The sequence below is a fragment of the Halomonas sp. JS92-SW72 genome, from assembly GCF_003547075.1.
In the GTDB taxonomy this organism is placed as follows: Bacteria; Pseudomonadota; Gammaproteobacteria; order Pseudomonadales; family Halomonadaceae; genus Halomonas; species Halomonas alkalicola.
The window spans coordinates 1,283,543-1,305,020 of the sequence record NZ_CP032147.1; the positions used below are offsets into that span (position 1 = coordinate 1,283,543).

The 21,478-nt window shown below is 68.9% G+C and carries 20 protein-coding genes; 7 read left to right on the plus strand and 13 right to left on the minus strand.

Annotated elements, in window-relative coordinates; translation table 11 throughout:
- Positions 1 to 54: 54 nt before the first annotated feature.
- The 5 genes from typA to D1793_RS06150 all read right to left on the minus strand — a co-directional run bounded on the left by typA (position 55) and on the right by D1793_RS06150 (position 5,868).
- A complete protein-coding gene (gene typA / locus D1793_RS06130; protein WP_119021365.1) occupies positions 55 to 1,905 on the minus strand; it encodes a translational GTPase TypA in 1,851 nt (616 codons plus the stop codon).
- A 212-nt stretch (positions 1,906 to 2,117) separates the two neighbouring features.
- Positions 2,118 to 3,086, minus strand: coding sequence for a tripartite tricarboxylate transporter substrate binding protein (locus D1793_RS06135; protein ID WP_119021366.1), 969 nt, complete (start codon positions 3,084 to 3,086; stop codon positions 2,118 to 2,120).
- Positions 3,087 to 3,196: 110 nt separating this feature from the next.
- Entirely contained in the window at positions 3,197 to 4,714 is a 1,518-nt protein-coding gene (locus D1793_RS06140; protein WP_119021367.1) for a tripartite tricarboxylate transporter permease, read from the minus strand.
- Between the two features lies 1 nt (position 4,715).
- Positions 4,716 to 5,183 carry a hypothetical protein gene (locus tag D1793_RS06145; protein ID WP_119021368.1) on the minus strand — a complete coding sequence of 156 codons (468 nt, stop codon included), beginning with the start codon at positions 5,181 to 5,183 and terminating at the stop codon, positions 4,716 to 4,718.
- A 139-nt stretch (positions 5,184 to 5,322) separates the two neighbouring features.
- Positions 5,323 to 5,868, minus strand: a complete 546-nt coding sequence (locus D1793_RS06150; protein WP_119021369.1) for a hypothetical protein — start codon at positions 5,866 to 5,868, stop codon at positions 5,323 to 5,325.
- A 537-nt stretch (positions 5,869 to 6,405) separates the two neighbouring features.
- Between D1793_RS06150 and glnA the strand changes: the two genes are divergently transcribed.
- From glnA to D1793_RS06175, 5 genes are all read left to right on the plus strand, one after another.
- Positions 6,406 to 7,812 (plus strand): glutamate--ammonia ligase, encoded by a 1,407-nt coding sequence (glnA, locus tag D1793_RS06155; RefSeq protein WP_119021370.1) that lies wholly within the window; start codon positions 6,406 to 6,408, stop codon positions 7,810 to 7,812.
- 168 nt (positions 7,813 to 7,980) lie between these two features.
- A complete protein-coding gene (locus tag D1793_RS06160) occupies positions 7,981 to 8,547 on the plus strand; it encodes a DUF4124 domain-containing protein (protein WP_119021371.1) in 567 nt (188 codons plus the stop codon).
- A gap of 426 nt (positions 8,548 to 8,973) precedes the next feature.
- Complete coding sequence (glnL, locus tag D1793_RS06165; protein ID WP_119023602.1) at positions 8,974 to 10,020, plus strand: nitrogen regulation protein NR(II); 1,047 nt, start codon at positions 8,974 to 8,976, stop codon at positions 10,018 to 10,020.
- Entirely contained in the window at positions 10,013 to 11,425 is a 1,413-nt protein-coding gene (ntrC, locus tag D1793_RS06170) for a nitrogen regulation protein NR(I) (RefSeq protein WP_119021372.1), read from the plus strand. The genes glnL and ntrC overlap by 8 nt, the downstream gene beginning before the upstream one ends.
- 57 nt (positions 11,426 to 11,482) lie before the next feature.
- Positions 11,483 to 12,823: a deoxyguanosinetriphosphate triphosphohydrolase gene (locus D1793_RS06175; RefSeq protein WP_119021373.1), complete on the plus strand. Its 1,341-nt coding sequence runs from the start codon at positions 11,483 to 11,485 to the stop codon at positions 12,821 to 12,823.
- Positions 12,824 to 12,836: 13 nt separating this feature from the next.
- Here D1793_RS06175 and D1793_RS06180 read toward each other — a convergent pair whose 3' ends face one another.
- Positions 12,837 to 13,739: a nuclease-related domain-containing protein gene (locus D1793_RS06180; protein ID WP_119021374.1), complete on the minus strand. Its 903-nt coding sequence runs from the start codon at positions 13,737 to 13,739 to the stop codon at positions 12,837 to 12,839.
- A gap of 123 nt (positions 13,740 to 13,862) precedes the next feature.
- Here D1793_RS06180 and D1793_RS06185 point away from each other — a divergent pair, with 123 nt between their 5' ends.
- A complete protein-coding gene (locus tag D1793_RS06185; protein WP_240407789.1) occupies positions 13,863 to 14,726 on the plus strand; it encodes an NAD-dependent protein deacetylase in 864 nt (287 codons plus the stop codon).
- Positions 14,727 to 14,732: 6 nt separating this feature from the next.
- Here D1793_RS06185 and D1793_RS06190 read toward each other — a convergent pair whose 3' ends face one another.
- Complete coding sequence (locus tag D1793_RS06190) at positions 14,733 to 15,107, minus strand: translation initiation factor Sui1 (protein WP_119021375.1); 375 nt, start codon at positions 15,105 to 15,107, stop codon at positions 14,733 to 14,735.
- A 104-nt stretch (positions 15,108 to 15,211) separates the two neighbouring features.
- Positions 15,212 to 15,904: an HAD-IA family hydrolase gene (locus D1793_RS06195; RefSeq protein WP_119021376.1), complete on the minus strand. Its 693-nt coding sequence runs from the start codon at positions 15,902 to 15,904 to the stop codon at positions 15,212 to 15,214.
- A 401-nt stretch (positions 15,905 to 16,305) separates the two neighbouring features.
- Between D1793_RS06195 and D1793_RS06200 the strand changes: the two genes are divergently transcribed.
- Positions 16,306 to 16,620, plus strand: a complete 315-nt coding sequence (locus D1793_RS06200) for a hypothetical protein (RefSeq protein WP_119021377.1) — start codon at positions 16,306 to 16,308, stop codon at positions 16,618 to 16,620.
- Positions 16,621 to 16,771: 151 nt separating this feature from the next.
- Here the strand turns inward: D1793_RS06200 and fba are convergent, their stop codons facing one another.
- The 5 genes from fba to D1793_RS06225 form a co-directional block, all read right to left on the minus strand.
- A complete protein-coding gene (gene fba, locus D1793_RS06205; RefSeq protein WP_119021378.1) occupies positions 16,772 to 17,836 on the minus strand; it encodes a class II fructose-bisphosphate aldolase in 1,065 nt (354 codons plus the stop codon).
- Positions 17,837 to 17,922: 86 nt separating this feature from the next.
- The gene (locus tag D1793_RS06210; RefSeq protein ID WP_119021379.1) at positions 17,923 to 19,092 is read right to left on the minus strand and encodes a phosphoglycerate kinase; all 1,170 of its coding nucleotides are present in this window, start codon (positions 19,090 to 19,092) and stop codon (positions 17,923 to 17,925) included.
- A gap of 34 nt (positions 19,093 to 19,126) precedes the next feature.
- Positions 19,127 to 20,173, minus strand: a complete 1,047-nt coding sequence (locus D1793_RS06215) for a glyceraldehyde 3-phosphate dehydrogenase NAD-binding domain-containing protein (RefSeq protein ID WP_119021380.1) — start codon at positions 20,171 to 20,173, stop codon at positions 19,127 to 19,129.
- A gap of 66 nt (positions 20,174 to 20,239) precedes the next feature.
- Positions 20,240 to 20,956 carry an LrgB family protein gene (locus D1793_RS06220; RefSeq protein WP_119021381.1) on the minus strand — a complete coding sequence of 239 codons (717 nt, stop codon included), beginning with the start codon at positions 20,954 to 20,956 and terminating at the stop codon, positions 20,240 to 20,242.
- Complete coding sequence (locus D1793_RS06225; protein ID WP_119021382.1) at positions 20,949 to 21,308, minus strand: CidA/LrgA family protein; 360 nt, start codon at positions 21,306 to 21,308, stop codon at positions 20,949 to 20,951. Before D1793_RS06225 ends, D1793_RS06220 begins: the two co-directional genes overlap by 8 nt.
- Positions 21,309 to 21,478: the final 170 nt, after the last annotated feature.

Here is a 21,478-nt window from a genome sequence, read left to right on the forward strand (position 1 = left end):
GACGCCCGCCGCGGGGAGCTCCCCGGGCGGGCGTCGTGGCGCGATCGCCTCGCCTTACTTCTTGCTGGCGCGCTTGCGCTCGTTTTCCTTGAGGAACTTCTTGCGCAGGCGGATGTGGTTCGGGGTGATCTCCACCAGCTCGTCGTCGTCGAGGAACTCGATGGCCTGCTCCAGCGAGAACTTCACCGGCGGGGTCAGCACGATGTTCTCGTCGTTGCCCGAGGCGCGCATGTTGTCGAGCTTCTTGCCCTTGGTGGGGTTGACCACCAGGTCGTTGGCGCGGCTGTGGATGCCCACCAGCATGCCCTCGTAGACCTCGGTGCCGTGGTCGATGATCAGCTTGCCGCGATCCTGCAGGGCGTAGAGCGCATAGGCCAGCGCCTTGCCGTCGACCATGGAGACCATCACGCCGTTGCGACGCTCGATGGCGGCGTCGGGCTTGAGCGGGCCGTAGTGGTCGAAGCGGCTGGTGAGGATGCCGGTGCCGGAGGTCAGGGTCATGAACTGGCCGCGGAAGCCGATCAGGCCGCGGGCGGGGATCATGAAGTCCAGGCGTACCCGGCCCTTGCCGTCGGGGTTCATGTTGGAGAGCTCGCCCTTGCGGTAGCCGAGCTCCTCCATGATGGCGCCCTGGTGCTGCTCCTCGCAGTCGATGATCACCTCTTCGTACGGCTCCTGCTTGACGCCGTCGATCTCGCGGATGATCACCTCGGGGCGGCCCACGGCCAGCTCGAAGCCCTCGCGACGCATGGTCTCGATCAGCACCGAAAGGTGCAGCTCGCCGCGGCCGGAGACCTTGAACTTCTCGGGGGTCTCGCCCTGCTCGACGCGCAGCGCCACGTTGTGGATCAGCTCCTGCTCGAGGCGATCCTTGATGTTGCGGCTGGTGACGAACTTGCCGTCGCGGCCGGCCATCGGCGAGTCGTTGACCTGGAAGGTCATGGAGACGGTGGGCTGGTCGACGGAGAGCGGCGGCAGCGCCTCGACGGCGGACGGATCGCACAGGGTGTCGGAGATGGAGAGCGGGTCGATGCCGGTGATGCAGACGATGTCGCCGGCGGTGGCCACGTCGGTCTGCACGCGCTCCAGGCCCATGTGGGTCATCACCTGGCCGACCTTGCCCTTGCGGGTGGCGCCGTCGGTGCCGATCACGGTGACCTGCTGGTTGGGCTTCACCGAGCCACGCTTGATGCGCCCGAGGCCGATGACGCCCACGTAGCTGTTGTAGTCCAGCGCGGAGATCTGCATCTGGAAGGGACCATCCAGCTCGACCTTGGGCGGCTCGACGATGTCGACGATGGCCTGGAACATGGGCGTCATGTCCTCGGCCAGCTGGTCCGGCTCGGGGCCGGCGATGCCGTTGAGCGCCGAGCAGTAGATGATCGGGAAGTCGAGCTGCTCGTCGGTGGCGCCGAGGTTGTCGAACAGGTCGAAGATCTGGTCGATGACCCAGTCGGGACGCGCGCCGGGGCGGTCGATCTTGTTGACCACCACGATGGGCCTGAGGCCCTGGGCGAAGGCCTTCTGGGTGACGAAGCGGGTCTGCGGCATGGGGCCGTCGACCGAGTCCACCAGCAGCAGTACCGAGTCCACCATGGACATGACGCGCTCGACCTCGCCGCCGAAGTCGGCGTGTCCGGGGGTGTCCACGATGTTGATGCGGTAGTCCTGGCCATCCGGAGACTGCCAGCGGATGGCGGTGTTCTTGGCCAGGATGGTGATGCCGCGCTCTTTCTCCTGGTCATTGGAATCCATCACGCGCTCCTGCCCCTCGGCCTTGCGATCCAGGGTGCCGGACTGGCTGAGGAGCTTGTCGACCAGGGTGGTCTTGCCGTGGTCGACGTGGGCGATGATGGCAATGTTGCGCAGGTTGCTGACGTCGGTATGACTGGATGTCGTGCTCATGAGGTGTGTCTCACTGATATGTACGCACCTATGTACACGTTTTGTTAAGTACCCTAGGCGCGGGGCAGGGAATGTAGGGCGCGCATTGTACAGGCTCCCCCGGCCAGGTAATAGCGGATTCGCGCTTTCGATGGGCTGTCAACGCGAGACGGGCGCCCCGGGGCGCCCGTCATCGGGTCTCACCGGGCCCGGCGAGGCCGGGCCGGTGCGGCTCACTCCTGGCCGGGCAGGCCGCCGAGCTCCTCGATCAGCGCCTTGTAGCCCTCGATCTGGTCGCTGAGCAGCTGGGTCACCTCCTCCTCGGGCATCCAGGTCACCGGCATCAGGATGCGCTCCTCGGTGATCTCGATGAAGCGCGCGTCCTCGGTGGCCGCCTTGAGGGCCTCGGCCAGGCGCTCGACGTGGGCGTCCGGAGTGTTCTGCGGCACCATCGCCACGCGGATCTCGGCGGCGTTGATGTCGTAGCCGGCCTCCTGCAGGGTCGGGGCGTCGGGGAAGGCCACCAGGCGATCCTCGGCCAGGCTCAGCAGCACCGGCATCTCGCCGGTCTCGGCGTAGCCGGAGTGGGTGCCGCCGCTGTAGGCGAAGTCGACGTCGCCGGAGAGGATCAGCGGGGCCATGCCGGCGCCGCCGGAGGTGGGCACGATGCGCAGGTCGAGGCCCTCCTGCTGGGCGATGTACTCGATGATCATGCGGTCGAGCGCGGTCTGGGTGGCGTAGCTGGTACCCGGGTTCTCCTGGGCGTAGGCCACCAGGTCTTCCCAGCTGTCACCGAAGGGGCGGTTCTCGCCGGTGACGATGGCCGACTGGCCGAGGGTCACGCCGGCCACGTAGCGGAAGTCGTCGAGGTCGTAGGTGGTCTCGGAGGAGAGCGGGCCGAAGGTGATGGTCATGGAGGTGCCGAACACGAAGGTGTAGCCCTCGTCGCGGCTGTTGGCCAGGCGGGCCAGGGCCACGCCGCCGCCGGCGCCGGGCTGGTTGACCACGTTGACCGGCTGACCGAGCTCCTCGCTCATGATGTCGGCCAGCACCCGGGCCTGGATGTCGGTGCTGCCGCCGGCGCCCCAGCCGACCACCAGGGTCAGCGGCTTGCTCGGGAAGTCGTCGGCCTGGGCCAGGCCGGTGCCGGCGAGGGCCACGGCGGAGGCGAGAAGGGCGGAGCCCAGCAGTTTCACTTTCATGATCAGAACCTCACGGTTGCGTTGTTATGGAGCGTTATGGGGCGTCGTCGCTCGCGGTGGAGCGTTGCGATCGAAGTCGATCGCGGGGCGCCGGCACGGCCGGCGATCGGTCATGCCTTGGGCGCCTTGAGCCGCTTGCGCAGCCACTGGCGGTAGCTGCTCCAGCCCAGGTGCAGCGCCATCAGCACGGTGAAGATGACGAAGGCCAGGGCGATGGGCCGGTCGAGCAGGATGGCGATGTCGCCGCCGGAGAGGATCACCGACTGGCGCAGGTTCATCTCCAGCATCGGGGTCACGATGAAGGCCACCAGGAAGGTCACGAAGGAGTAGTCGAACTTCTTCAGGAAGTAGCCGAAGATCGCGAAGGCGAACACCGTGACCAGCCCGAAGGTGCCGTAGCCCTGGACCTGGATGCCGGCCAGGCACAGGAAGATCACCACCGGGATCACGATGTGGGCCGGCACGCTGGTGACCTTGGCGAAGAGGCGCAGGCCGTACCAGCCCACCGCCAGCATCAAGAGGCTTGCCACGATCATTCCCGAGAACAGGGTGAAGAGCATCTGAGGGTGGTCGCGCAGCATCAGCGGCCCCACCTGGATGCCATGGATCATGAAGGCCCCCACCAGCAGCGCCGCCGAGACGCTGCCGGGGATGCCCAGGCCGAACAGCGGGATATAGCTGGCCGGGATCACCGCGTTGTCCGAGGCCTCGGCGGCGGCGATGCCCTTGGGGTTGCCCTTGCCGAAGCTCTCCGGGTCCTTGTCGGTGCGCTTGGCCAGGCCATAGGCCATGAAGGCCCCCACCGACGGCCCCAGGCCCGGCAGCGCCCCCACGAAGGCCCCCACGCCGGTGCTCCTGAAGATGGTCGGCAGGGTGCCCTTGAACTCCGGCCAGGAGAGGTCGTCATCGGCCTCCTGGCCCAGCTTGATCACGCGGCCGCCCCTGTTGCGGCGGTACTCGTCGAGCTGCACGAACATCTCGGCCAGCGCCAGGGTCCCGATCACCAGCGGCAGGATCGGCACCCCCTCCATCAGCTCCGCATGGCCGAAGGTCAGGCGCATGGCGCCGGTCTCCGGGTCCAGTCCCACGGTGCCGAGGATCACCCCCATGCCGCCCGCGGCCAGGCCCTTGAGAAAGGAGCCCCCCGCCATGCCGGCGATGAACACCAGCGCGAAGAGCAGGATCGCGGCCAGCTCGTAGGGACCGAACTTCAGCGCGATCGACGCGAAGGGAATGGCCACCGCGATCAGCAGCAGGGTGGCCAGCAGGTCGCCGATCACCGAGGCCAGCAGGCCCACCTTGAGGGCCTTGCGCGGCTTGCCCGAGCTCGCCATGGGGTAGCCGTCCAGGCAGGTGGCCGCCGAGGAGGGCTCCCCCGGGGTGTTGAGCAGGATCGCCGAGACCGCACTGCCCGCCGCGGTGCCCTTGGAGAGCCCGATCAGGAAGGCGATGGCCGCATAGGCCGACATGTAGAAGGTCAGCGGAATGGCGATGGCGATGGCCACCGCCCGGTTGAGACCCGGGATCACCCCCACGATATAGCCGAGCAGCACACCGCCGAGGATGACCGCGATGGACTCGTAGTGCAGGGCGGCCGCGAAGGAGCCGAGGATGGCATCGAATCCCATCTCACACCACTCCTATGCGCATCAGGTGGACGGTCAGCACATAGAGGCCGCCGGTGGGAATGGCCGCGGTGAGGGCCAGCACATGCCAGCGCCGCTCGCCGAGGATCAGCAGCAGGCCGGCGATCATCGCCGGGGCCACCCAGGTCAGCGGCAGGCGGTCGATGGCCACGATGAAGGCCAGCACATAGAGAAAGGGCCAAGTCTGGTGCCAGAGGCCCAGCAGGTCGGGCCGGGCCACGAAGGGCTCGCGGGTGCGCAGCAGGGCGATGGCGCTGAGCAGGCTGAGGGCGAGGGCACAGACCAGCATGATCCAGGCGCCGAGGGTGGCCAGGGTGCGGGGGTGCATGCCGACGGCGAAGCCACGGCCGCCCCAGGTGGGAATGACCCAGGTGAGCAGGAGCACCGCGACGGCGGCAACGCCCAGGCCGGACCAGAAATTCTTGCGCTGGATGGAGGGGTTGGCGGTCATTTTTTGTCGTGTACGGCCGGTTGATCAGTAAAGTCCGTACCCTATCGGCGCCGGATGGCAGGCTCAATGCGTGCCTACGACGGGCAGTCAACGTATGCAGGATAGTCGATCGACGGTCGGTCGGGTCCGGCGGCCAGTGTCAGGCGTCGGTGGGCCTTGTCCGGGCACCGCAGGCGCGCAGGCGTTCCAGCAGCTCGTCCAGGGCGCCATCGTCCAGCTCGGGGTCGCAGCCGCCGATGCGATCGAACCAGGCGCGGGACAGGCACAGGCCTTCGCCACGGGGCAGGCGACTGATCCTGAGCCAGACCAGCAGGCGCCGCTGCGGGCCGCGCTGCAGGGAGGGGAGGAGGGCGACATCGGCCCGGCCTGCTGACACCTCGGCGGCCAGCCGGGAGAGCGTCTCGGCGCTGGAGACGCTGCCGATGCCGGGAAAGATCAGCAGCGGGCCAGGGCTGCGGGCGATGGCGTCGTTGAGGCGCTGCCCCAGGGGGGCGGGAATGACGCTGAGCAGGCGTGCACCGTAGCGGTGCGCCATGGGGGGCAGTCGGGCATCGCCGGTGTCGTCGATGATGGCCAGCGAGAAGGTCTCGGCACGCGCGAGCGGCGCCACGACCGCCAGCTGCCGAGGCAGGCGGGAGCCGGCGCTGCGGGCGTCGATCAGAATGCAGCCGGTGACGTCAGCCATGCGAACTCCGCTCCAGTAGGCCGCACCCTTGGGTCGTGGGTCGGCTGCCAGGAGTTCGCTGCCGGTACCTCGAGGGGTGGTGTAATGAAGTGTAGCCGTTAGTGACTCTAGGTATCAAAGGGGTTCGGTGGGAAATCTCTGGACGCTCCAGGATGGCGGTCCCCTCCGGGAGGGGCGCGGGACCTGCGATGCCTCGAGCGCCCTTCAGCGGTGCATTGGTGAATCATTTCGCACTTTCATGGTGCAAAGGATGGGGCTGGACGATGTTCCCGAGGGGCGCCCGGCGGGGCGTGATTCAGGCTGGTGCGCCGAGGTGTTTCGTTTTCATTTTTTAAATCAGCATGTTGCCCTTATTTTGCCGCATCGGGGTGCAGTGTTGGCATGAGGCGTGCATTGTATTGGGCAGCGTCGGAGAGAATGCCGGCTGCCGTGGGCAGGGTGTCCACGGCGTGCTACAACTTCGCAGTACCCCGAATTCGACGTATCCCGATCTCGCATCACCAAGGCTTCGAGCCAAGTTCAACCCTGGAGGACACCATGTCTGCCAAGACTCTCGCCCTGATTGAAGAACATGACGTGAAGTGGGTCGACCTGCGCTTCACCGATACCCGTGGCAAGGAGCAGCACGTCACCATCCCGGCCCGCGATGTGGACGAGGAGTTTTTCGAGAACGGCCAGATGTTCGATGGCTCTTCCATCTCCGGCTGGAAGGGCATCAACGAGTCCGACATGATCCTGCGTCCGGAAGACGGCACCGCCTTCCTCGACCCCTTCACCGAAGACGCCACCCTGGTGCTGCGCTGCGATATCATCGAGCCGGCCACCATGCAGGGTTACGAGCGTGACCCGCGCTCCATCGCCAAGCGCGCCGAGGCCTACCTGCAGTCCACCGGCCTGGGCGACACCGCCTTCTTCGGCCCCGAGCCCGAGTTCTTCATCTTCGACGAGGTGCACTGGAAGTCCGATATCGAGGGCTCCATGTACAAGATCACCTCCGAAGAGGGCGCCTGGGCCACCGACCGTTCCATCGAGGGCGGCAACCTGGCCCACCGCCCGCGGGTCAAGGGCGGCTACTTCCCGGTGCCCCCGGTCGATAGCTTCCACGATATCCGTGGCGCCATGTGCAACACCCTGGAGGCCATCGGCCAGACCGTCGAGGTGCACCACCACGAGGTGGCCAACGCCGGCCAGAACGAGATCGGCGTCAAGTTCAACACCCTGGTCAAGAAGGCCGACGAGGTCCAGGAACTCAAGTACGTGATCCACAACGTGGCCCATGCCTACGGCAAGACCGCCACCTTCATGCCCAAGCCGCTGGTCGGTGACAACGGCTCCGGCATGCACGTCCACCAGTCCTTCTGGAAGGATGGCAACAACCAGTTTGCGGGCGACGAGTACGCGGGTCTCTCCGAGATGGCCCTCTACTACATCGGCGGCATCATCAAGCACGCCCGTGCCCTGAACGCCTTCGCCAACGCCTCCACCAACTCATACAAGCGTCTGGTGCCGGGCTTCGAGGCGCCGGTGATGCTGGCCTACTCGGCCCGCAACCGCTCCGCTTCCATCCGCATCCCCTACACCGCCAGCCCCAAGGGCAAGCGCGTCGAGCTCCGCTTCCCGGACCCGACCGCCAACCCCTACCTGTGCTTCGCGGCGATGCTGATGGCCGGCATCGACGGCATCAAGAACAAGATCCACCCCGGCGACGCCATGGACAAGAACCTCTATGACCTGCCGCCGGAAGAGGGCAAGAAGGTGCCGACCGTGGCCCACAGCCTCGACCAGGCCCTGGATGCCCTGGACAAGGATCGCGCCTTCCTGACCGAGGGTGGCGTCTTCACCGATGACATGATCGATGCCTACATCGAGCTGAAGATGGAGGACGTGGAGCGCATTCGCATGACCACCCACCCCATCGAGTTCGACATGTACTACAGCTGCTGATGACGGCAGCGGCCAGGCGCGACGCGACCTGGCCCGGCATCGACGCCCCGGCGTTGATCGAAAAGGGGTTCCGCCATGGCGGAACCCCTTTATCTTGTTCACTATCCAAGCAGGGGTAAGGCAACACCATCCACAGACCGCCAGGAAGGCGGCACGCAGGGGGTATCCATGAACAAGGCCTTGATGGCCCTGGCGGTGGGGCTGTCGTTCAGCCTGGCGGCCCAGGCCCAGACGATCTATCGCACCACCGATGCCCAGGGCAACGTGGTCTTTACCGACAACCCGGACCGGGGCGGTGAGCAGGTGGAGCTGGCGCCGCTGACCGTGGTGCCCTCCAGCGGCGAGGTGCGCCGCGGCGAGCCGGCGCCACAGCTCGAGGCCAGCGGTGCCGCCGCGGCGACGGGCTCACCCGGCCAGCCCTTCATGCCCTACGACAGCTTCCGCATCCTCTCCCCCAGCCATGAGCAGGCCTTCCCGGTGGGGGCGGCGGGTAACGTGCCGGTGGAGCTGGGCATCCAGCCCGAGCTGCGCGAGGACCATCGCGTTCGCCTGCTGGTGGACGGCCAGGTGAGCCAGACGGCGATGCATACCACCGCCTTCATGGTGGCCAACATGAACCCCGGCGAACACGTGCTGCAGGCGGAGCTGCTCGATGGCAGCGGCGCCGTTCGCCATCGCAGCTCGCCGGTGACCATCTATGTGCACCGGGCCAGCGTCAACCGCCCCGCCGATTAGCTGCCCCCTCGCTGGGCGCCCTGGCCGTGGTGCCCGGACGGCAGCCCGAGGCCCTGTCGCCCCCCGCATGGCGACCGCTGGCCGCCCCATGGCGGCGGGCCGATCCACTCGCCCGTGAAGCCGCCGCCCCCGCCTGCCGAGGCGCCGTCGCCGCTACGTCGCGGTGCGGAATCGCTGCGACGGCTGCCCGACGATGACCCGCCGCTGCGCCGTCATGAGGAGCGCGGCACCTCCCGCTGAGCCCTTGCGGGGCACTCGGTGCACCGGCATCGTCCGTCGCGCCGTGCAGTCGTTCCTTTTCTGCACTATTTTGGTGCGACAAGGTGGCGATCCGCCGCCGCGGAGCCCCTGGCGGTGGGCCTTGCGAGTCTGGCGCGCTTCTTGCAATCGCTTGGTGTCTACCCTGGATTCGATATGGCCCCTTCGATGTATCAACGCTTGATGGAGCACCTCACCACCGCCGTGGTCCTGCTGGACGGCGAGCTGAGGCTGCGATGGATGAACCCTGCCGCCGAGGCGCTGCTGGCGAACAGCCTCAGCCGGGTGCAGGGTGTGGCGCTGTGCGCCCTGATGGAGAGCGACGATGGGCTCGGCGCGGTACTGGGCAAGGCCCGGGACGAATTTCACCCCTTCACCCAGCGCGAGGCGCGCCTGACCATGCTGGGCGGCGAGGCGCTGACGGTGGACTACACGGTCACGCCGCTTTCCCGGGAGGAGCTGCTGCTGGAGATCGAGCCCCGCGACCGGCTGATGCGCATCTCCCGGGAGGAGGCGCTGCTGACCCGCCAGGAGACCATCAAGGTGCTGACCCGAGGCCTGGCCCACGAGGTGAAGAACCCCCTGGGCGGCATCCGCGGGGCGGCCCAGCTGCTGGAGCGCGACCTCGACGACCCGGACCTGAAGGAGTTCACCCGGATCATCGTCGAGGAGGTCGATCGGCTGCGCGATCTGGTGGACTCCATGCTGGGCCCCAACCGGGTGACCCGCCACGAGCCGCTCAATATCCACAAGGTGCTGGAGCGGGTGCGCTCGCTGCTGAGCGTCGAGCACCCTCAGGTGCGGGTCGAGCGCGACTACGACCCCAGCTTGCCCGACCTGGCCGGCGACGAGGCCCAGATGATCCAGGCGGTGCTCAACGTGGCCCGCAATGCCGTGGAGGCGATGACCGAGTCGGGGACGCCCGAGCCGCGGCTGGTGCTGCGCACCCGGGCGCGCCGCCAGTTCACCCTCGGCGCCGAGCGCCACCGCCTGGTGTGCGAGGTGGCGATCATCGACAACGGTCCCGGCGTTCCCGAGGCGCTGCGCGAGACGCTCTTCTATCCCATGGTCTCCGGCCGCGCCGAGGGCAGCGGCCTGGGGCTCTCCATCGCCCAGGCGATCCTGCACCAGCACCAGGGCCTGATCGAATGTGATTCCGAGCCAGGCCAGACCGAATTCCGACTGCTGATTCCCCTGGAGAAGCGCCATGACTGACGCCGCTCGCGTGGTGGTCGTCGATGACGACCGCGCCATCCGCTGGGTGCTCGAACGCGCCCTCGCCCAACCCGACCTCGACGTTGAGTGCATCGAGCGCGCGGACACCGCCCTGCAGCGCCTGCTCGACAATCCGCCCGACGTGCTGGTCACCGACATCCGCATGCCCGGCATCGATGGCCTGGACCTGATGGCCCGGGTGCGCGAGGCCCACCCGGACCTGCCGGTGATCGTGATGACCGCCCACTCCGACCTGGACAGCGCGGTGGCCTCCTATCAGGGCGGGGCCTTCGAGTACCTGCCCAAGCCCTTCGATGTCGATGAGGCGCTGGCCCTGGTGCGCCGTGCCGTGGCCCACGCCCGGGAGCGCCAGCGCCCGGTCATCGTGCCCGAGGGGCTGGATGCCGAGATCATCGGCGAGGCGCCGGCCATGCAGGAGGTATTCCGCGCCATCGGCCGGCTGTCACACTCGCACATCACCGTGCTGATCAACGGCGAGTCGGGGACCGGCAAGGAGCGGGTGGCCCGGGCGCTGCACCAGCACAGCCCGCGGGCCGGCAAGCCCTTCATCGCCCTGAACATGGCGGCAATCCCCAAGGACCTGATCGAGTCCGAGCTGTTCGGCCACGAGAAGGGCGCCTTCACCGGCGCGGCCGCCCAGCGCCAGGGCCGCTTCGAGCAGGCCGACGGCGGCACCCTCTTCCTGGACGAGATCGGCGATATGCCCGCCGAGACCCAGACCCGCCTGCTGCGGGTGCTGGCCGACGGCGAGTTCTACCGGGTCGGCGGCCACACGCCGGTGAAGGTGGACGTGCGCATCATCGCCGCCACCCACCAGAACCTCGAAAGCCTGGTGGAGGATGGGCGCTTCCGCGAGGACCTCTTCCACCGCCTCAACGTGATCCGCGTGCACCTGCCGAAGCTGGCCGAGCGTCGCGAGGATATCCCGCGGCTGGCCCGTCACTTCCTGGCCGAGGCCGCCAAGGAGCTCTCCACCGACGTCAAGGTGCTCACCCCCGAGGCCGAGAGCCACCTGACCCGTCTGCCCTGGCCGGGCAACGTGCGCCAGCTGGAGAACACCTGCCGCTGGCTGACGGTGATGGCCTCCGGGCGCGAGATCCTGGTGGAGGACCTGCCCCCGGAGCTGCGCCACGAGGACGGTAGCAGCGTCCCCAGCGGCGACTGGCGCACCGCCTTCCGGGACTGGGCCGACCGGGCCCTGGCGGCGGGGCATACCCACCTGCTGGAAGAGGCGGTGCCGGACTTCGAGAAGATCCTGATCGAGACCGCCCTGCGCCACACCGGCGGGCGCAAGGGGGAGGCCGCGGAGCTGCTGGGCTGGGGGCGCAACACCCTGACCCGAAAATTGAAGGTATTGCTGCCGGCGCTGGCCGACGGGGAGTAGGGGCTGGGCGGCGGCGGCCGGGGCTGCCAGAATGGGGTTCTCAAGGAGAGAACGCCCATGACGCAGATGAGCTGGGAGCGGCTGCTGGACCCGAGCCGCCTGCACGATGCGCGCGCCGGCGGCGCCCGCGACGAGATCGGCCGCAGCCCCTTCCACAAGGACCATGACCGCATCGTCTTCGCCGGCTCCTTCCGGCGCCTGGGGCGCAAGACCCAGGTGCACCCCCTCACCGACAACGACCATATCCACACCCGCCTGACCCACTCCCTGGAGGTGGGCTGCGTGGGGCGCTCGCTGGGGATGATCGCCGGCGAGCGGCTCAGCGGCCGGCTGCCGGCCTGGATCACCCCGGCGGACCTCGGCGTGATCGTCCAGGCCGCCTGCCTGGGCCACGACATCGGCAACCCCCCCTTCGGTCACGCCGGCGAGTACGCCATCCGCGACTGGTTCAAGCGCGCCGAGAGCGACGGCAGCGGCCTGCTGGAGGGGCTCTCGCCCCTGGAGCGCCAGGACCTGCTCACCTACGAGGGCAACGCCCAGGGCTTTCGCATCGTCACCCAGGTCGAGTACAACCAGTTCCGCGGCGGCATGCGGCTGACCACGGCGACGCTCGGCACCATGCTCAAGTACCCCTGGACGGTGGAACACGGCGGGGCGGCCGGCAAGTTCGGCTGCTACCAGAGCGAGCGGGAGCTGCTGGTCGAGGTGACCGAGCGGCTGGGCCTGCTGCCCCAGGGAGCGGGGCGCTGGTGTCGCCATCCACTGGCCTGGCTGGTGGAGGCCGCCGACGACATCTGCTATGCGCTGCTCGACCTGGAGGATGGCCTGGAGATGGGCATCCTGCGCTATGAGGAGGTGGCGGAAATCCTGATCCAGATCGCCGGCGGCGCCCCCGACGACTACGCCGCCATGCAGCGCCTCGGGGTCTCCCAGCGCCGGCGCATCGCCGCCCTGCGCGGGGCGGCCATGGAGCGCGCGGTGAACGACGTGGGAGCGGTCTTCGTGCAGCACGAGGGGGAGTTGCTGGGCGGGCGCCTGCGCCAGGACCTGCTGGAGCTCTGCCACCCGGACCTGGGTTGGGGCGTGGCCTCGGCCAAGCAGCTGGCCCGGGAGCGCATCTTCCAGAACGAGCGCAAGGCCAAGCTGGAGATCGGTGCCTACACGACCCTGGGCATCCTGCTGGAAGCCTTCATCGGCGCGGCCCATGAGCTGCACCATACCGGCCACTCCACCTTCAAGCACCAGCGGGTGCTGGCGCTGATCGGCGAGAATACCCCGCGCCCCTCCTGGTCGCTCTACGACAGCTATCGGCGCATGCTCGATTTCATCGGCGGCATGACCGATCACTATGCAGTGGATCTGGCACAGGAGATGGGCGGCCGGCTCAGGGGCGACTGAGCCCCGGGGCGGCTCAGCCTCGCTCGGGCAGGCGCTCGAGGCGAGCGGCGCGCTCCAGCAGCACGCCGATCACCGCGTCATGGGTCTCGGTATCGAAGTCGCCGGGGCAGAGCTCACCGAGCTGATCGGCGAGGCGCTCGCCGCTGACCACCAGCAGGTCCTCGGGGCCCTGGCGGGCGTCCACCTCCCAGCCGGGCAGGGTCAGCACGCCCATCACCGGGACCGTGCGGCCGGTGAGCTCGGAGAGCCAGTGGCCGAGCCACAGGGTCAGCTCCCGGGTCTTCTCCAGCGGGGCATGCTCGCTCCAGCCGGGGAAGCGCAGACGCTGCGGCTCCACCGTGACCAGATTGATCTCCTTGCCGGAGGGGGTGAAGGGGCGGGTGCGGGCCCGGGTCTCCACCACGAAGACGCCGCAGGGCGTGACCACCACATGGTCGATGCGGGTGCCCTTGGCCGGCACGTCGTGGAACACATAGTAGGGGTGGGCCTCGGGGCGGATCAGCCGCTCGAGCTCCTGGCCCACCGCCAGCTCGCAGGCCAGGCCCAGCTTGAGACGCCGGATGCGCTGGAAGTCGCGCATCAGCAGGAAGCAGAAGAGCAGCACCAGCAGGGTGCTGAGCACCCCGTAGAGGGACCACTCGACCCAGTCCTGCTCGCTGGCGAAGAGCATGCGGCCCATGCCGTAGACCAGCGGTGCCAGGGTGGCGATCGGGCCCAGGGCGCCGTTGAGGAAGAGACCGGCGAAGGCGCGGTCCAGGCGGTCGCGCAGGCCCTGGCCGGGCTCGCGCAGCGGGTGGGCGTCGAAGGGGGAGCGTACCCGGGCGTCGTGGAGGTTGCGCAGCGCCACCACGATCACCGCCAGCGCGGCAAGGGGGAACAGGAAGATCAGGGGAAGCAGGTATTCCAGCCAGGCCATCGGGGTTCCTTGCCCATCAGTCAGGGAGAGGCGGAGTGTCGGGCCCATTCTAGACAACCTCTGCCCTTCGGGGCCATGCTCTTTCGGCACTCGGCATCAACGACACCCCGGGGAGAGCGCGGTATGACGACAGCCATCCAGGGCATGACGCTCGGCAGCGAGGCCCAGCGGGCACTCGGCGACTTTGTCCTGCGCCATCCGCGCCTGGCGGTGCTGACCGGTGCCGGCGTCAGCACCGCCAGCGGAATTCCCGACTATCGGGATGCCGCCGGCGCCTGGAAGCGCTCACCGCCCATGCAGCATCAGCAGTTCATGGGCAGCCATGCGGCGCGCCAGCGCTACTGGGCGCGGGCCCTGGCTGGCTTTCGGGTGCTCGGCACGGCGCGCCCCAATCCGGCCCATCGGCGGCTGGCCGAGCTGGAGGCCATGGGGCGGGTCAGCGGGGTGATCACCCAGAACGTCGACGGCCTGCACCAGCGTGCCGGCTCCCGGCGGGTCATCGATCTGCACGGCCGCGCCGACCGGGTGCGCTGCATGGGCTGCGGCGCCAACCGCATGCGCCACGACCTGCACGCCGAGCTGGCGCGGCTCAATCCTGGCTGGGCCGAGGTGGCGGCCCGGGCGGCACCCGATGGGGACGCCGACCTGGAGGCGGACTTCTCCGACTTCCGGGTGCCCGGCTGCTCCCGCTGCGGGCGCGGCATCTGGAAGCCCGACGTGGTGTTCTTCGGCGACAGCGTGCCCCGGGAGAGCGTGGAGCGGGCCTTCGCCCTGCTGGCGGAGAGCGATGCCCTGCTGGTGGTGGGCAGCTCGCTGATGGTTTTCTCCGGCTTCCGCTTCGCCCGCGCGGCGGCCCGGGAGGGCAAGCCGATCGCCTGCTTCAACCTCGGCCGCACCCGCGCCGATGACCTCTACGCCCTCAAGCTGGAGGCGCCGGTGGAGGCGTCCCTGGCGGCGCTGTGCGGCCTCTGCGGAGGCGGCGCCTGACGCCGCTCAGCCGCCGGCCAGCTTGACGGTATAGCCGCGCGCCTGAAGCTCCACCTTGAGGCGCTCGCGGTGATCGCCCTGGATCTCGATCACCCCCTCCTTCACGGCGCCGCCGGTGCCGCACACCTTCTTGAGCTGCTTGGCCAGGGCCTTGAGCTCCGCCTCGGGCAGCGGCACGCCGGCGATCGTGGTGACCCCCTTGCCCTTGCGGCCGCTGGTCTCGCGACGGATGCGCACGATGCCGTCGAGTTCGGCCAGGCGGGCCTGCTCGGCGAGTTCGGCGCAGCGGCACTCGGCCACCGGCTGGCGGCAGTCGGGGCAGAGCTCGCCATGTTCGGTGGAGTAGACGAGGCCGCGCAGCTGGTCCTGGAGTGAGGGCATGACAAGGCTCCCTGGCGGGTGGGTGGCGGTGGCTGGGCATGTGCAGGGCGATGATAGCGCCCGCGGGCGCTGCCTGCATGTGGGACGCTCGGTGGGGAGCGGCCTCAGCGGCTGGCGCTGCGGCGCGAGGCGGCGGCCTCCAGGGCAAGCCTGGCCACCACGGTGGGCAGCTGGAACATGCTGGTGATCATGATGGCGCCCTCCGGGGTCTCTTCCACATCCGGGTAGCGGTTGAGGTGAACCACGATCATGCCCGCCTCCAGGGCGGCACGCACGCCCACTACCGAGTCCTCGATGGCCAGGCACTGCCCCGGGACATAGCCCATCTGGCTGGCCGCGTGGCGGTAGAGGCCGGGGTCTGGCTTCCAGCAGTTGGCCTCGTAGGCACTGAACAGCCGTTCGCCGAACAGGTCGGCAAGGCCGGTGGCCTGCAGGGAGGTACGGATCTTGTTCACCGGCCCGTTGGAGACCACGCCCATGGGGTAGGCGTGGAGGGCGGCCAGGGCGTCGGGGGCGCCATCGATGGGGGTAAGCTCGGTGGCCAGCCGCTGGTTGAGGTTGGCCCGCATGGTGGCCTCCAGGGGCTCCAGCACCGCGGGGTCGACGCTGCCGTGGCGGTACTCCAGGGCGGCGACGATGCGGCGGAAGCGGGCCCCGCGGAATTCGCCGATGTAGTCGTTGGGCTGGAAGGGCAGGCCCACGGCGTTGAGCGCGGTGGCCATCTCGTCGGCGAGCAGCGGCTCGCTGTCGACCAGGGTGCCGTCGCAATCGAAGAGCAGACAGAGGGGGCCGGCCATCACCTAACCTCGCGGAGCGTACAGGGCGTGATCACCCTTATATTAAAGCCCAGTTTCACGACTTTGTGAACAGTGTTTCCGTTGGCGGCCTCCGGGGCCTCCCGAAAGGTGTCGCCCGGCTGTGTCGGCGGGCCCCATGTGCCAGATTTCACCATGCCCGGCGAGGGGCGTGGCACTCAGTCGGCACGCTGAAATTTTTCTCAATCTATTGATATTTAATGTATTTTTCGAGAGTTGGCCGAGTGTTGGCCTGCCGCCTGCACCGTTCAGGGTGAGCAGGAAACGACGGCGCCACGCACCATCCGGCCCGTCGACATGGAGGCCACAGGCTTCCCCAAGGATGGAGGCCACAGGCTTCCTCAAAGGAAAACTCAAGTTCAGACCCCATAGGAGGCGCGAACATGATGTCCAAGGAATTCCTCAAGAAACTCGGTATCGTCGGTATCACCTTCGGCCTGGCCGCCAGCCCGCTGGCCTTCGCCGACTTCCACGACGAGGAGCCGCAGGATCCGGTGCCGCACGAGGAGCCGGCTCCCGATGAGAACTACGGCAGCGCCGGTGCCGACGACACCTTCGAGAGCACCGACTTCGAGGCCTCCGAGTACGACACCGAGTACGAGGAGGAGGAAGAGGAGTGGACCTTCGACGAAGAGGAAGAAGAGGAGGAGCAGGAGTGGGAGACCCCTGACGAGGACGACGAGGAGTCCACCTGGTAATCGCCTTGCCACCCACCTCCGAGGAAGCTGCTTCCTCGCTGCCGCCCCCGGCCCTGGCCGGGGGCGGCGTCGTTGGTGGGTACGGAGACGGCAAGGGGCGGCCCCTGGGCCGCCCCTGCTGTCGCCTGCCTGACGGGCAGGCGTCGGTGCCCTACTTCACCTTGGGCGCCAGCTCGCCGCTCTCGTAGCGGGCGACCATGGCCTCGAGGCTGATCGGCTTGATCTTCGAGGCGTGGCCGGCGGTGCCGAAGGCCTCGTAGCGGGCGATGCAGATGTCGCGCATGGCGGAGACGGTCTCCTTGAGGAACTTGCGCGGGTCGAACTCGCTGGGGTGCTCGGCCAGGAAGCGGCGCACCGCCCCGGTGGAGGCCAGGCGCAGGTCGGTGTCGATGTTGACCTTGCGCACGCCGTGCCGGATGCCCTCGACGATCTCCTCGACCGGCACGCCGTAGGTCTCGGGGATCTCGCCGCCGAAGCGGTTGATCACCTCGAGCCACTCCTGGGGCACCGAGGAGGAGCCGTGCATCACCAGGTGGGTGTCGGGGATGCGGGCGTGGATCTCCTTGATGCGCTGGATGGAGAGGGTGTCGCCGGTGGGCGGCTTGGTGAACTTGTAGGCGCCGTGGCTGGTGCCGATGGCGATGGCCAGGGCGTCCACGCCGGTGGCCTTGACGAAGTCGGCGGCCTCCTCCGGGTCGGTGAGCAGCTGCTCCATCTCCAGCTTGCCCTCGGCGCCGATGCCGTCTTCCTCGCCGGCCATGCCGGTTTCCAGAGAGCCCAGGCAGCCCAGCTCGCCCTCCACGGAGACGCCACAGGCGTGGGCCATCTCCACGGTGCGGCGGGTGACGTCGACGTTGTAGTCATAGTCCATCGGGGTCTTGCCGTCCTCGCCCAGCGAGCCGTCCATCATCACCGAGGAGAAGCCGAGCTGGATGGAGCGCTGGCACACCGCGGGGCTGGTGCCGTGGTCCTGGTGCATGCACACCGGGATATGCGGGAACTCCTCCACCGCGGCCAGGATCAGGTGGCGCAGGAAGGGGGCGCCGGCGTACTTGCGGGCACCGGCGGAGGCCTGGACGATCACCGGCGAGTCGGTGCGGTCGGCCGCTTCCATGATGGCGCGCATCTGCTCGAGGTTGTTGACGTTGAAGGCCGGAACGCCGTAGCCGTACTCGGCGGCGTGGTCCAGCATCTGGCGCATGCTGATCAGTGCCATGGGGTCACCTTTTGCGTGGTCGCGGCGCCTGGCGGCGCCGCGAGTCGGTCGTGGGGGAGATGGGGGTAATGAGTGCCTGGAGTCTATCAGGCCCGCTCGGCGGCTGCCTCGAGGGCGGCCACCGCCGGCAGGGTCTTGCCCTCCACGTACTCGAGGAAGGCGCCGCCGCCGGTGGAGATGTAGGAGACCCGCTCGGCGATGCCGTACTTGTCGATGGCGGCCAGGGTGTCGCCGCCGCCGGCGATGGAGAAGGCCGGGCTCTCGGCGATGGCCCGCGAGATCACCTCGGTGCCGCGGCCGAACTGGTCGATCTCGAACACGCCCACCGGGCCGTTCCAGAGGATGGTGCCGGCGTCCTTGAGCATGGCGGCCAGGCGTGCGGCGGTCTCGGGGCCGATGTCGAGGATCATCTCGTCATCCGCGACCTGGTCCACCGGCTTGACGGTGGCGGTGGCGGACTCGGAGAACTCGGTGGCTACCACCACGTCGGTGGGCAGCGGAATCTCGACCTTCGCCATCAGGGCCTTCGCCTGGTCGATCAGGTCGGCCTCATGCAGCGACTTGCCGACGTTGTGGCCCGCCGCGGCGATGAAGGTGTTGGCGATGCCGCCGCCGACGATCAGCTGGTCGCACTTCTCGGAGAGGGCGTTGAGCACGTCGAGCTTGGTGGAGACCTTGGAGCCGCCGACGATGGCGGTCATGGGGCGCGCCGGGGTGGCCAGCGCCTTCTGCAGGGCGTCGAGCTCGGCGGCCAACAGCGGGCCCGCGCAGGCCAGCGGGGCGAAGCGCGCCACCCCGTGGGTGGAGGCCTGGGCGCGGTGGGCGGTGCCGAAGGCGTCCATCACGAAGATGTCGCACAGGGCGGCATACTGCTGGGCGAGGGTCTCGTCGTCCTTCTTCTCGCCACTGTTGAAGCGCACGTTCTCGAGCAGCACCACCTCGCCATCGGCCAGGTCCAGGGCGGCGTCCAGATAGTCGCTGATCAGGGTGACCGGGCGGCCCAGCAGCTCGCCCAGGTGCTCGGCCACCGGCGCCAGGGAGAACTCCTCGGCGGGCTCGCCCTCGGTGGGGCGGCCCAGGTGGCTCATCAGCATCACCTTGGCGCCGGCATCCCGGGCGGTCTGGATGGTGGGCAGGGCGGCGCGCAGGCGGGCATCGCTGGTCACCTTGCCGTGCTTGACGGGCACGTTCAGGTCCTCGCGGATCAGCACGCGCTGGCCACTGAGGTCGAGGTCGGTCATCTTGCGCACGTTCATCGGGGCGTGGTCCTCATCTGGAAACCGGAAGGGGTCAGGGGGTCTCGAGGGGCATCGCGGCCAGGCGCCGGCCGACGTCGAGCATGCGATTGGCGAAGCCCCACTCGTTGTCGAACCAGCACAGCAGCTTGATCAGGCGGCCGCCGGCCACCCGGGTCTGGGTGGCGTCCACGATACCGGAGCGCGGATCGTGGTTGAAGTCGACCGAGGCCACCGGCTCCTCGGTGTAGCCGAGCAGCCCGGCCAGGCGCCCGCGGCTCGCCTCGGCGAGCAGGGCGTTGACCTCGGCGGCGCTGGTGTCGCGGTTCACCGTGATGGCGAGATCCATGGCGGAGACGTTGATGGTCGGCACCCGCACATGGAGGCACTCGAAGCGCCCGGCCAGGTGGGGCATCAGGCGGTTGATGCCCAGCGCCAGGCCGGTGTCCACCGGCACGATGGAGTGCATCGCCGAGCGGGTCAGGCGCAGGTCGGTCTGGTGGTAGGCGTCGATCACCGGCTGGTCGTTCATCGCCGAATGAATGGTGGTGGTGACGCCATGGGCGATGCCCAGCGCCTCGTCGAGCACCGTGAGCACCGGTACCAGGCAGTTGGTGGTGCAGGAGGCCGCGGAGACGATGCGCTGCCCGGGGGCGAGCTCATGGTCGTTGATGCCGGTGACGATGGTGGCATCCACGTCGCTCTCCGCCGGCTGCGAGAAGAGCAGGCGGCCGGCGCCGGCGGCCAGGTGGCGTTCGGCGGTGGCGCGGTCCTTGAAGCTGCCGGAGCACTCCAGCACCAGGTCGATGCCGAGCTCCCGCCAGGGCAGGCGGTCGGGGTCGGGCTCGCTGAGCACCCGGATCGCGCGCCCGTCGATGACCAGCCCCGCGTCACCCTGCGCCACCGCCGCGGGGAAGCGGCCGTGGGTGGTGTCGTAGCGGGTCAGGTAGGCGATGGTGGCGAGGTCGGAGAGCTCGTTGATGGCGACGATCTCCAGCGCCGGCCGGCCCCCCTGCGGCTCGGCTCTCTGTTGCTCAATCAGAGCGCGCAGCACGCACTGGCCGATGCGGCCGTAACCGTTGATGGCGATGCGGTGGGCCATGGCGGTGGCAGGGGCTCCTGGTCGCGAGGGTGGCGAAGGAAATCAAGGCCGCGATTCTAGCGCACTTCAGCCGACGAGTCCCGGCAGCCGCCAGGCCAGCGGCAGCAGCAGGGCGGTGAGGATGCCGGTGAGGCTCATGCCCAGGGAGGCGAAGGCGCCGGCGGTGGATCCGATCTCGAAGGCGCGCACCGTGCCCAGCGCATGGCCGTTGATGCCCAGGGCGAGCCCGAGCAGGCGCTCGTCGCGGATGCCCAGCCAGCGCGAGAGCAGCTCCACCCCGGCGATGGCCACCACGCCGGTGAGCAGCAGGCCGCCCATCATCAGCGCCACCGAGCCGCCGAGCTGCTCGGTGATCCCGATGGCGATGGGCGCGGTGACCGACTTCGGCGCCAGCGAGGCGAGCACCTCCGGCGAGGCCCCCAGCAGCCAGGCGATGGCCACCGCGTAGAGCGCGGCCATGCCGGCGGCCACCGGCAGGCAGACCAGCAGCGGGCGCCACAGGTCGCGGATATGGCCCATCTGCTGATAGAGGGGCAGCCCCAGCGCCACGGTGGCCGGGCCCAGCAGCAGCATCAGCCAGCCGGCGCCCTCCCGGTAGTCGGCGTAGTCGATGCCGGCCAGCGCCAGCACGCCGGCCAGCAGCAGGGCGGCCACCAGGATCGGCGGGCACCAGCTCGGCGCGCCGACCAGGCGGAACAGCCGGTCGCCGGCGAAGTAGGCGGCAAGGGTCAGGGCGATGGCCAGCAGCGGGGTGGCCAGCAGGTGGTCGAGGAGCTCACTCATGGTCGAGGCCCTCCCTGCCCATCAGCCGGCGCATCAGCCACAGGGTGGTGAAGACGCTGAGCAGGGTGCCCCCCACCAGGGCGCCGAGGATCGCCGCCCACTGCCCGCCGAGGGTGTCGAGGATGAAGAAGACGCCGACGACCCCGGGCATGATCAGCATGGCCAGCACGCCGATCAGCGGCCGGGCGGCGGCGGCGATATCGCTCGATACCGTGCCGCGCAGCATCAGCCAGGCGGTGAGCAGCAGCATGCCGGCCACCCCTGCGGAGACCGGCAGGCCGGCGAGGGTGACCAGCACATCGCCGAGCAGCAGGAAGCCCAGCAGCCAGAGAAAACCGCGCATAACGGCCATCGATGATCCTCGAGTGTGGCAACGGCAGAGGTCGGGCATGTTAGCACGCTAGCGGTGTGCCGGCCGCGCCCCGCCGTCGCGCCTGCGGCCGAGGCGCCGGCGGGGAGCGGTCGCTAACCGCGGGGCCCTTGTCCTCTGCTGGCGACAGGTTGCAAGGCCCGACCCACGGT

Excerpts from the sequence above, each read along its gene's own strand:
- typA (WP_119021365.1), bottom strand. The coding sequence starts at position 1,905 with ATGAGCACGACATCCAGTCATACCGACGTCAGCAACCTGCGCAACATT.
- D1793_RS06135 (WP_119021366.1), bottom strand. The coding sequence starts at position 3,086 with ATGAAAGTGAAACTGCTGGGCTCCGCCCTTCTCGCCTCCGCCGTGGCC.
- D1793_RS06140 (WP_119021367.1), bottom strand. The coding sequence starts at position 4,714 with ATGGGATTCGATGCCATCCTCGGCTCCTTCGCGGCCGCCCTGCACTAC.
- D1793_RS06145 (WP_119021368.1), bottom strand. The coding sequence starts at position 5,183 with ATGACCGCCAACCCCTCCATCCAGCGCAAGAATTTCTGGTCCGGCCTG.
- D1793_RS06150 (WP_119021369.1), bottom strand. The coding sequence starts at position 5,868 with ATGGCTGACGTCACCGGCTGCATTCTGATCGACGCCCGCAGCGCCGGC.
- glnA (WP_119021370.1), top strand. The coding sequence starts at position 6,406 with ATGTCTGCCAAGACTCTCGCCCTGATTGAAGAACATGACGTGAAGTGG.
- D1793_RS06160 (WP_119021371.1), top strand. The coding sequence starts at position 7,981 with ATGAACAAGGCCTTGATGGCCCTGGCGGTGGGGCTGTCGTTCAGCCTG.
- glnL (WP_119023602.1), top strand. The coding sequence starts at position 8,974 with ATGTATCAACGCTTGATGGAGCACCTCACCACCGCCGTGGTCCTGCTG.
- ntrC (WP_119021372.1), top strand. The coding sequence starts at position 10,013 with ATGACTGACGCCGCTCGCGTGGTGGTCGTCGATGACGACCGCGCCATC.
- D1793_RS06175 (WP_119021373.1), top strand. The coding sequence starts at position 11,483 with ATGACGCAGATGAGCTGGGAGCGGCTGCTGGACCCGAGCCGCCTGCAC.
- D1793_RS06180 (WP_119021374.1), bottom strand. The coding sequence starts at position 13,739 with ATGGCCTGGCTGGAATACCTGCTTCCCCTGATCTTCCTGTTCCCCCTT.
- D1793_RS06185 (WP_240407789.1), top strand. The coding sequence starts at position 13,863 with ATGACGACAGCCATCCAGGGCATGACGCTCGGCAGCGAGGCCCAGCGG.
- D1793_RS06190 (WP_119021375.1), bottom strand. The coding sequence starts at position 15,107 with ATGCCCTCACTCCAGGACCAGCTGCGCGGCCTCGTCTACTCCACCGAA.
- D1793_RS06195 (WP_119021376.1), bottom strand. The coding sequence starts at position 15,904 with ATGGCCGGCCCCCTCTGTCTGCTCTTCGATTGCGACGGCACCCTGGTC.
- D1793_RS06200 (WP_119021377.1), top strand. The coding sequence starts at position 16,306 with ATGATGTCCAAGGAATTCCTCAAGAAACTCGGTATCGTCGGTATCACC.
- fba (WP_119021378.1), bottom strand. The coding sequence starts at position 17,836 with ATGGCACTGATCAGCATGCGCCAGATGCTGGACCACGCCGCCGAGTAC.
- D1793_RS06210 (WP_119021379.1), bottom strand. The coding sequence starts at position 19,092 with ATGAACGTGCGCAAGATGACCGACCTCGACCTCAGTGGCCAGCGCGTG.
- D1793_RS06215 (WP_119021380.1), bottom strand. The coding sequence starts at position 20,173 with ATGGCCCACCGCATCGCCATCAACGGTTACGGCCGCATCGGCCAGTGC.
- D1793_RS06220 (WP_119021381.1), bottom strand. The coding sequence starts at position 20,956 with ATGAGTGAGCTCCTCGACCACCTGCTGGCCACCCCGCTGCTGGCCATC.
- D1793_RS06225 (WP_119021382.1), bottom strand. The coding sequence starts at position 21,308 with ATGGCCGTTATGCGCGGTTTTCTCTGGCTGCTGGGCTTCCTGCTGCTC.